This is a genomic window from Bacillus sp. NPDC057893, from assembly GCF_042796455.1.
Lineage (GTDB): Bacteria > Bacillota > Bacilli > Bacillales > Bacillaceae_G > Bacillus_A.
The window spans coordinates 1-9,602 of record NZ_JBHVNG010000028.1; the positions used below are offsets into that span (position 1 = coordinate 1).

Consider the following 9,602-nt stretch of genomic DNA (forward strand, 5'->3'; position numbering starts at 1 on the left):
TCATTGCACAAAATTACTAATTTTATTTATGGAATATTACTTTTAATTTATACTTTGTATTCACTTTTTGTAAGTGATGGAAGTGAAGTAAGGTTTATTATGGTGTTAACTATACTACTTATCTTTTCTATGGTTTTAGCATTTCTTAATGATAATGAAAGTAAATTTTTATTTAAAAGTTTACATTAGAACTTACAATTGAAATCTAACATACAATGCCATGAGCATTTACAATATAGTTTTGGTCAGAGCAATAAAAAAACTACAGCAATCGTTGTGTTTTTTTTATGTTGATGAAACTGAAAGTAAACTTCTATTCAAAAGTTTACTTTCGAGAATAACAAAAACGAGGATTTAGGTAGCACGACTTGGATTAGCAATTGTACCTGCCGAACCGCTTTGATCGGCTGTCCATGAATTTAACTCTTACTCTAGATTTCTATGACACTAAAAGGGGCTATCCACTCATCAATGGGTTTCGGCAAGTGACGGCATGTCGCCAAGCCGAACATACTAAAAACAAGAGGATGTTAATAAATTGGAATTGTTGTAAAAGTAGTAGGATATATACTTTGAGATGTATATTCCATATCTGGATAATATTGTATTGTTTCATGATAAGGTATAGCTGGATGATAATAGTATGGCATATGTTGCATTGCATGTTGCACTGCATGGAGTGTTACTTGAGCTCCATGCAGTGAAATGACTGGGCCTACTTGTCTGTTTCCAATATAGTAAGGATTTATCATAATAATTCACCTCAGTTAAAAATAAATAAACATTTATATAATATGTCTGAAAATTAAACAAAGTGTTTAGTTTTAAATCAATGAAAAACAAACAAATTGAAATATTAGTCAACGGTAAGCGGACTGGAAGGGTTCAGCGTTTTTTTGCTGATCCATGCAAGGAGCATTAAGGGGAAACCACTGAGCGGTTATGCCGCGAAAGTTTCTTTACCATGAGGGGAACCCTCATGCAAACTACGGGAGGTGGTCCCATAGGGCGGTTTTTGCCCTGTGGGATTGCCTTCGGGAGTTTGAGGGTTTAGAGGCTCGTGGTCAAGAAAACGTGGAATAAATAGCGTCCATTGGAGGACGACTATGTCACGTTTATGAGACGGTTTTTGCCATGCCTAGGCATGGCTCGGCAAAGCCGAAAAGCGTCGCAGACCCCTATCGATTTTGATGCGTTAGCGTCAAAATACGTATAGGGTTACTCTAATTGACTCCATTTCGTCGCTTTGCTAGACTTATGGTATCAATTAATCTAGGGAAAGTGGTGGCATTTTATGTTGGGGTCTATCTCATTTAATCAATCTCACCAAAGTTCATTGAGCCACAATAACAGAGAAAACATTCATGGGAATCCTGGTATAGATCCATCCAGGTCAGAGGAGAATATTTACTTTGTTCAAAAGGACATCCGAAGTGTATACAAGGATATCTTTCAAGAAGCAGTGGACAAGTATAACGAGAAACAAAAACGGAATGACCGTAAGATTGATGACTACTATGACAAAATACATAAAGACGATAAGACACATGAGCAAAGAGAATTGGTTGTAGCGATTGGGGAAGGTAAAGACGACCCAATGTATAGAGGGGCGAAAAAAGAAGCACTGAAGCGCTATGCTGAAGCGTTTCAAAAGCGAAATCCAAATCTAGTAGTTTATAACATGGTTTTACATGATGATGAAGCCAATCCGCATTTACATATTAACTATGTACCGAATTTCGAAAGTAGTCGAGGATTAACGAGGCGTGTCGGAATGGATAGAGCTTTGCAACAACAAGGTGTAGAAGGAACGGGAAGAAAGTTAATTGCACATTGGAGAGAATTAGAAACGGCCTATATTGAACAATTAGCGAAAGAACACATCCCGAATTTTGAACGTGCCAATGTAGGTTCACATAAATACATGAAAGTCCGTCAATACAAGGAATATGCAGAAACAAAATCAATTGTTGAGAATCAAGTACAAGAAAAAGAAACGCAGTTACAGACGATTGATCATCATTTAAAAAATGTTGAAGAGAAAACAAATGAATTACAAGTAGCGAAAAAGAGTTTGGAAAGTGATGTCGTTGATAACTACAAAGAATTAGAGATAGTGAAACAACAAGTAGAGAGTGAAAGTGAAAAGTTGCAGCTAATTGGCCAGTGTCATGTAGATTTAGAAAAAAGAATAAAACAAATGCAAAAAGAATTAGATAGTGCTACAGATCAAGTACCAAATGAACCTGTTAAAATTCCATTTTTGCGTAGAGAAGTAATAACAGAAGTACAAGATAAAATGTTTGGTAAAGCTGAAATTACGAAGAAACAGACAAGAAATTATGTATTATCACCGGAACAATATCAAGAATTAACAAAACAAGTGAATGCAGCAGTTACTATCAAAAAGGATTATGAGTGTTTGAAAAAGACAGATTTTGTGAAAGAGAATGAGAGTTTAAAAGTACATGCAGAGGGATGGATGAAAGAGAATCGAACGTTGAAACAAGAAAAAAGTCAGTTACAAAAAGAAGTTGGTGTATTAAATAGAGAAATAAGCTCGTTAAAGGTTCATATAAAGGATTTACAGGCAAACATAAGGGTTTTATATCAACAGACAAAAAAAGTCTTTAAAGAGAAATTTAAGGCGTTTAGGGGGCTTATTAAAGAAAATTTGGATAGAAAGGGAATTAATAATTATTTTGAGAATGAACATAAGAAAGAAATTAATAAACCTAGGGGATTTGATATGGAACGGTAAACCAGGTTATTGAAAACGTGATAGAATGAAAAAAAGAGCCATGCGGGAACATGACTCTTTTCATAGGGTATTCTACGAAAATACCTAGAATTCAATTATCTGATTATAGATTATCATAATTTGATTTATAATCAAATAGCAAAAAATAGGTGTTTTTGTTGATTCCCTCAATTAAGGAGGAATTAACTTAGATATGACAAAAAAAATTATTGATTTTGGACAAGCTGACAAAAAGGCAAAAGAAAGAGATAGTAAAATTAATAGCATTTATGAAAAGCTTGAAGGTAGTGGTGGACTTTCTGAAGAAGAAAGAGTCATTATGCTACAAGTATTAAGTAAAATGTCTGGTGGAGAAGAGTATTTTATAGGGAAGAAGAAAAAACCTACAGATCGGGTGAGATTTGTCCAAATGATTACAGAGAATATTGATTATTTATGTGAAATTGGCTATTTAACTCAACCAGAAAAGGCATTTTTATTTGATATTTCAAGATTTCTAGAATTTAAATCAAATGTCATTGTTGAAAAAAATGAAGAAGATGATATAAAACCGAATACGGCATCTCCTAGTTATTTAGCTAAGAAATTAGGGAAAACAAGGACTTCTATTTCAAAAATAATGAATGAATTGCTTGAAAAAGGGGTTTTAGGAGTTGCAGAAACAGGTGTAATAACTGAAGATGGAAGGACTTGTTCAGCAAGAACTTGGTTTGTTAACCCCAATATATTATGTAATTCACCTAAAGATGATATTGATAGAGCAACTCAACAAATTTTTTCAAAAGCGCTACGTAATATCAAAATTGAAGGCAATAAGAAAAAACATAAACTACCAATTTATTTATTTTAGATGTCGATTTTATATTGACATCTTTTTTTATGTGTGTTTTTACATTTTTTAGGTGTTAAAAAAAATTAACACAGGTGTTAAAAAAAATTAACACCTCATGTCTTATAAACCCTTGATATTACTGACTTTCTTCACTTTGCTCTTCTCACTCTTATATATATAGCTAAAAGTTCCGCAAGGAACGGGTCGTATTTTTGAGAAAAACACTCAAAAATCTCCACCCTCAGAATAAAAAAGTCGGTTCGTTCATCCTCACCTAAAGGCTATCGCCTTTTCTTTTTTATTCTGTCCTTGCAAAACTTTTTTCGGCTGGTTTTTAGCTTTCGCCAAGCCGAACAGACCAAAAACGGGATTAAGTTGCTCGACTTGGATCAGCAATTGTACCAGCCGAACCGCCAATTCTTCCGTTCAAGGTATTCTTCTTTTTCTATATGGAATCGACGCTATGTGGGGTTTCGCCCCCACACGACGAGCCAGCACTCACACCCAAAAACAGGGGTGAAATAGCATGATAAAACATTTTTACACCTTAGAATCACGTTATTATAAAGAAATTTGGTAGTCTTTAATTAGCCTTTAACTTAACCTCAAACTTAAGGGAGATGTATAGATGAACATTGGTAGACAAATACAATATTTTCGTAAACGGGATAATATGTCCCAAGAGAAGTTAGCAGAAAAAATTCATGTTTCCAGACAATCTATTTCTAACTGGGAAAATGAAAGGAACTATCCAGATATTCATAATTTACTAATGATGAGTATTCTCTTTAATATCTCCCTGGATGATTTAGTTAAAGGAGATGTAAAGATCATGAAAGAAGAACTTCAAAAATCAACTTTCTTTAAGTGGAGTTACATCATGTTAGCATTAATGATTATACTTCCTATTTCTACTGCACCTGTATTTTACTTTTTTGGTTATTATGGTCTTATAATACCTTTGGTACTTACGATTTTGCTTATGTTTTCATCACAGCAAGTTGAAAACATAAAAAAAGAGCATAATTTAAAAACTTATCGTCAAATAGTTGATTTTATAGAGGGAAAACCTATAAGTGAAGTAAAGCCTAATATAAAAGATAAATTATTAAAAATAGGTTTGATGCTTGCAAGTGCTTTAATTAGTTATAGTTTGATTTATTTAGGATTGAGTGTATTTGGAAGATAACTTAGAAAACTATTAAAAGTCCTCCGGATTGTTTAACTGGAGGACTTTTGTGTTTACATAATTATCGTTCTTGGAAGTAGTTTTAAGCATTAGGTAATATAAATTTCATTTGCTGGATCTTATTTTCGGCGGGTTTTTAGCTTTGGCCAAGCTGAACCGCCAGTTAGAGAAAGGCAAGGCGCTGAATATATTTACAAAATGACAAAACTGTAAGAATACACGAATGTTTGTAAGAAAGTTCGATGTTTTCCTTTTTCTTTTTTTATTATAGTGAAAAAGAAGAAAGAAATATTCTCTTATGTAGGAAAGGAAGATAATAATGATTGATCTATTAAATAAATGGATGTTAGAAAGTACAGGCAATTTCAATATCGTTGTAGGACTTACAGCACTTCTATTTTTGGGTTCAGTAATTGCACTTATTATTATTTACAAAAAAATTGGTAAACCAGAAGATGAAAGAACAAATGCTATTTATTTAAAAATTACTTCTCGTATGTTTACTACTCAAATTCTAATGAATGCTATATTTATTTCTTTAGTAGGTAAAGATATTGAGAATTTCCGTCAAATCTTTATATTATTTGAAGCTTTTGTATTCTTTATTGGAGCTATTTATTCATTTAAATTATATAGACAGGAATACAAATAATTCACTTATAAGAAACAATAAAAAACAGTAGTGATTTTATACACTACTGTTTTTTATTGTTCATTTTCAAATGTAAACTTTTCATTTTTAGTTAACTGTATATCCATTGTGTAAACTAAATCGATAAAAAACGTGATTTTAACCATTTTTATCATCAAATATACTAATAGGGGTACCGCCAGCATTTTGGAAAAAAACCACGATAAGCAAAAAATAAAATAAGCCATCCATTTGGACAGCTCATTTACATAATTATCGTTATCAGAAGTTGTTTTTAGTTGATCAGTTCTTATATTTTATAATAGTGCCATTTGTATCTTTAAATTCTAAAACAGTCGTAATAAGATCAAAAGACTTTAAATCATCATCTAATTTATTAGGAAGGATCACGTACCATAAACTCCATCCTTTGTACTTTGTTTCGTTTGGTAAGAATTTATCTAAATCTACAATATGTCCTGGGGTAGATTCATATGATACCTTGCTAATAGATGGGTTTTTAAGATAACCAGAAATAACTTTTCCATTTGATATTCCCATAGTAGGTGATATACCAGAATCTTGTACTTCTAATTTACTTACATTTGTTGCTCCTGTTATCCCACTAACAGTCCATTTTCCATTTTCTATTTCTAAATCTGCTATTGAAATGTAATTATCAGGTGTAACAAAAAAGGCTATTTTTTCATCTATTTTTATAATACGTTTTAGAGCATTATATTTATCTAACTCTGTATTATTTGTTGGTTTTAACCCTTGTTTTAATGCTTCTTGTTGCGTGTTGTAGCCTGTTGAAATTGAACAGCCACTAATGATAAGAAATAGGGAACCTAATATAAGATGTTTTCTTAGTTTTTTATACAAAAGTTTTCCCCCTTTTTATGTTTTGTTAAAATATGGATTTATTATATTCTATCACGAAGAAATTAGAATAAGTCGTACATTTCTTGATGTATACCATATTCATATGAGGTTTACATAACGTCCTATTATCGGTAGTAAATATTTTGATAGAATCCTTGTTTTTATGGGATTCTTTTTTCTTTTCTAGTAAAATTGATATGCATGATTTTATACATGGTTGATATAGCGGGGATCCGGAGGATCCTCGCTATTCTTTTTTTGCATAAAATCTTGTATAAATAAAAAAGATTTTGATGTTGTTATCAAAAAGTAACGAGTCTCTAGATTCAAACTTGATATATAAACTAAATACATTATCTATGTAAAGATTATGGAAGTTGAAAATGAAAACAAGTGATACGTGAATTATTAGGAAAAAGGGTATATCATTGCTATAGCGAATATATTTTTGAGGTGAGACGCTATGAAGACGTTATATAGTCCTGGCGACGTGGCAGAGCAATTAAGTATCCAATCTAGTACATTACGTAAGTATGCTGATGTACTAGAAAAAGAGGGTTATACTTTTATAAAGAATGAACGTGGGCATAGGAAGTATAGAGAAAGTGATGTAATGGTGTTTCGTAAGGTTATCAACCTAAAGAACGACACAGACATGACATTAGAAAACGCCACAAAACAAATAGTATCATGGCATCAAGGCGTTGAGGTATTGCCATTAGAGCGACACGAAATTGAGCGCTATGAAGAACCGGATTTCAACGCTACAACGCTACAGATGATGCTTCAAGATCAAAACGAGTTCATTGAAAAGCAAAATGAATTACTACAAGAATTAAACAAACGTTTAGTTGAACAAGACCAGCGATTTACACAAAGAGAATCAGAGTTATTGAGCGCTATACAAACGATACAGGAATCCCAAAGGCTTATAGTGACAAATACTAGTGAAGATGTAGCGAAGAACCAGGGACGCGATGAAATGCTCATGCAAACAATAAGGGAAGTCCAGGAAGTTAAGAAGATGATTGCAGCAAGTAAAGATAAGAAATGGTATGAGTTTTGGAAATAATCTTTTGAAATTTGATTAAATATTTTTCGCCACCTCTAAAAAATATAGAAAAATGAATATAAAAGTAAAGCTTAGAGTCATATGAGAACCCTGAGCTTTTTTGGATACTACTGATAATCGGATTTTATGTGAACTAAATCTTAGGAAGAAGGAATTGAAAATGAGTAAGAAATGTCCTAATTGTGGTTTTAGAGAAATCAGGCAAGATTCATTAGATGTCCAAGCATGTTTAAGACTTATTAGTACGAATAACCTTTTTAATCAATTTTCAAGTGTGATTGCTGATGTTTGTACAGAGTGTGGTAACATTTTATCTATGAAAGCAGAACATCCAGAGTATTTTAAGGTAGATAAATAAAAATTAGTGATAATACAGATTGTGTGAACGAAAAATCCCTTTAGAAGGAAGATCTGAAGGGATTTTTTTTTTTTTAGATTTTTGAGATACATGGACTGCTGATAAGTGGTGTTATGTAAACTAATTTCAAATAAAAGTATAAAAAAGAGATGGTGTCCAGCCATCTCTTTTTTCATATCCGTTAGAAGAGAAACATTCATATGGATATTTGTAAATGCTCATTGCATTATATGTGTTAATTTTAATAAAATTGTCATTGAATGTTACGTATTCGAAATACAGTTTGATTATTCTTTATAGCTCTTATAAACCACGTTTCTACAATATTTTGAATGTATACTTTTGATAGTGATTTTGGAGAAAACGCATGAATTGCGATAAAGTCAATAAAATCAATAATTCCAATGTAAACTAATATTTAAAAGTTTACATTGAAGGATGAAAAATGTTTGAGTATCTAAAATTGTGATTAAGTAGGGATTATTTAATAAAGACGACAGTGATCAGATAATGTTGAGCCACCTGATCGCTGTCGTTTTTAATTTTTAAGTTTAATTAAAAAATTTCTTCTTGTTGTTTTTGATGTAGTTAACGACAATTACAAAGTAAATAATAGCTATGAGATTAATTATGCTTAATGTTAAACCTGATGGATTGGACCAGGGAAGTACAAAAAGCCAAAATACTACTAAAATTGAACTTAATACATATAACCATTTGAATGGATTTGTCATTCTTAATTCCCCCATTTTTCCTTCTTTGATGATTTTATCTTTCAAGCAATCATCTCCTTTAATTAATTCATCAATGCTAATGTTGAATAACTCACTTAATGTAATAAGCGTTTCAATATTCGGATAGCCTTTTTCAAGTTCCCATTTAGAAATCGATTGTCTGCTTATGTTTAATTTAAGTGCTAATTCTTCTTGTGATAAGTTGTGTTTTAAGCGTTCTTCTTTTAGCTTTTTATAAAACTCCATGCTTTCAACTCCTATAATTTTATTTTTATTACAGCTTATAAGAATTGGTAAGAATCGCAAAGTAGAATGATGTAACTTAAGAGTAGCAAAGGTTTGGAAGAGGTGGTTGCATGGTTGATTTAGAGGGATTTTGATAATTATTTATTGGTAAAAAAACTTAATATTTTTATATATTAACATTAAGTTTCTATCTTTATGAAAGTAAACTAATATCTAAAAGTTTACTTTCGTTATTATAGGATGTTCATTAACATTTCAAAAAAAATTACAATATAAATAAAACTATGTAAAAAAACATTTTATTAGAGGTTTTTTAAATTTACATAGACTCTAGATAAACTACATAACAACTCCAGATACTTGTTTTAAGATAAAGGTCATCAAACACAAGGAGATGATAGAAATGTTTAAAACATTATTAGCAGGAACACTTTTAAGTACAGGATTATTAGCAGGTGGAGCAAATACGGAAAATGTACAGACAGATAAACAAATTCCATATGAACAAAAAGAAATGCAGCAGGCTTTAGAAGGGAAGGATTTCGATAAAAGTAAACCTGTTTTAATACAAAAAAATGAGGATGGAACAATTTCTGTAAAACAAGGTGATGAAATACCGAAGGACCTAGAAAAGTACGATTCAAAAGAGTTTAATTTATCAGAAGAAAATATATAAATTGACAAAAGAAAAGCACTTTGTGTATATCACAGGTGCTTTTCTTTTTGATATAGGACTTGAATTAAATAAACCTGAAAGTAAACTTTTATACTAAAATATATACGGCGAAAAGAGGGGAGTTCATTGCACAAAATTACTAATTTTATTTATGGAATATTACTTTTAATTTATACTTTGTATTCACTTTTTGTAAGTGATGGAAGTGAAGTAAGGTT

11 protein-coding genes are annotated in these 9,602 nt (G+C 31.4%); 8 read left to right on the forward strand and 3 right to left on the reverse strand.

The features are described from left to right. The first annotated feature begins 3 nt into the window (after window positions 1–3). On the forward strand, window positions 4–189 hold the full coding sequence (locus ACFVQC_RS29915) for a hypothetical protein (RefSeq protein WP_377900162.1): 186 nt from the start codon (window positions 4–6) through the stop codon (window positions 187–189). 341 nt (window positions 190–530) lie between these two features. On the opposite strand, the gene ACFVQC_RS29920 is transcribed toward ACFVQC_RS29915, so the two are convergent. Next, entirely contained in the window at window positions 531–752 is a 222-nt protein-coding gene (locus tag ACFVQC_RS29920; protein WP_377900147.1) for a hypothetical protein, read from the reverse strand. Between the two features lie 542 nt (window positions 753–1,294). Here ACFVQC_RS29920 and ACFVQC_RS29925 point away from each other — a divergent pair. The 4 genes from ACFVQC_RS29925 (at window position 1,295) to ACFVQC_RS29940 (ending at window position 5,434) form a co-directional block, all read left to right on the forward strand. Next, on the forward strand, window positions 1,295–2,761 hold the full coding sequence (locus ACFVQC_RS29925; protein ID WP_377900150.1) for a plasmid recombination protein: 1,467 nt from the start codon (window positions 1,295–1,297) through the stop codon (window positions 2,759–2,761). A 193-nt stretch (window positions 2,762–2,954) separates the two neighbouring features. Next, complete coding sequence (locus ACFVQC_RS29930) at window positions 2,955–3,611, forward strand: MarR family transcriptional regulator (RefSeq protein ID WP_000162377.1); 657 nt, start codon at window positions 2,955–2,957, stop codon at window positions 3,609–3,611. A 610-nt stretch (window positions 3,612–4,221) separates the two neighbouring features. Further along, a complete protein-coding gene (locus ACFVQC_RS29935; RefSeq protein WP_377900151.1) occupies window positions 4,222–4,782 on the forward strand; it encodes a helix-turn-helix domain-containing protein in 561 nt (186 codons plus the stop codon). Between the two features lie 319 nt (window positions 4,783–5,101). Then, on the forward strand, window positions 5,102–5,434 hold the full coding sequence (locus ACFVQC_RS29940) for a 6-aminohexanoate hydrolase (protein WP_377900152.1): 333 nt from the start codon (window positions 5,102–5,104) through the stop codon (window positions 5,432–5,434). Between the two features lie 282 nt (window positions 5,435–5,716). Here ACFVQC_RS29940 and ACFVQC_RS29945 read toward each other — a convergent pair whose 3' ends face one another. After that, window positions 5,717–6,298, reverse strand: coding sequence for a hypothetical protein (locus ACFVQC_RS29945; protein WP_377900153.1), 582 nt, complete (start codon window positions 6,296–6,298; stop codon window positions 5,717–5,719). A 463-nt stretch (window positions 6,299–6,761) separates the two neighbouring features. Here ACFVQC_RS29945 and ACFVQC_RS29950 point away from each other — a divergent pair, with 463 nt between their 5' ends. Together ACFVQC_RS29950 and ACFVQC_RS29955 are read left to right on the forward strand one after the other, a co-directional pair. After that, window positions 6,762–7,370, forward strand: coding sequence for a DUF3967 domain-containing protein (locus ACFVQC_RS29950; RefSeq protein ID WP_377900154.1), 609 nt, complete (start codon window positions 6,762–6,764; stop codon window positions 7,368–7,370). A gap of 160 nt (window positions 7,371–7,530) precedes the next feature. Then, window positions 7,531–7,728 carry a hypothetical protein gene (locus tag ACFVQC_RS29955; protein ID WP_377900155.1) on the forward strand — a complete coding sequence of 66 codons (198 nt, stop codon included), beginning with the start codon at window positions 7,531–7,533 and terminating at the stop codon, window positions 7,726–7,728. A gap of 551 nt (window positions 7,729–8,279) precedes the next feature. Here ACFVQC_RS29955 and ACFVQC_RS29960 read toward each other — a convergent pair. Continuing rightward, window positions 8,280–8,708 (reverse strand): helix-turn-helix domain-containing protein, encoded by a 429-nt coding sequence (locus ACFVQC_RS29960; RefSeq protein WP_377900158.1) that lies wholly within the window; start codon window positions 8,706–8,708, stop codon window positions 8,280–8,282. A gap of 403 nt (window positions 8,709–9,111) precedes the next feature. Here ACFVQC_RS29960 and ACFVQC_RS29965 point away from each other — a divergent pair, with 403 nt between their 5' ends. Next, the gene (locus ACFVQC_RS29965) at window positions 9,112–9,384 is read left to right on the forward strand and encodes a hypothetical protein (RefSeq protein WP_377900160.1); all 273 of its coding nucleotides are present in this window, start codon (window positions 9,112–9,114) and stop codon (window positions 9,382–9,384) included. The last annotated feature ends 218 nt before the right edge of the window (window positions 9,385–9,602 follow it).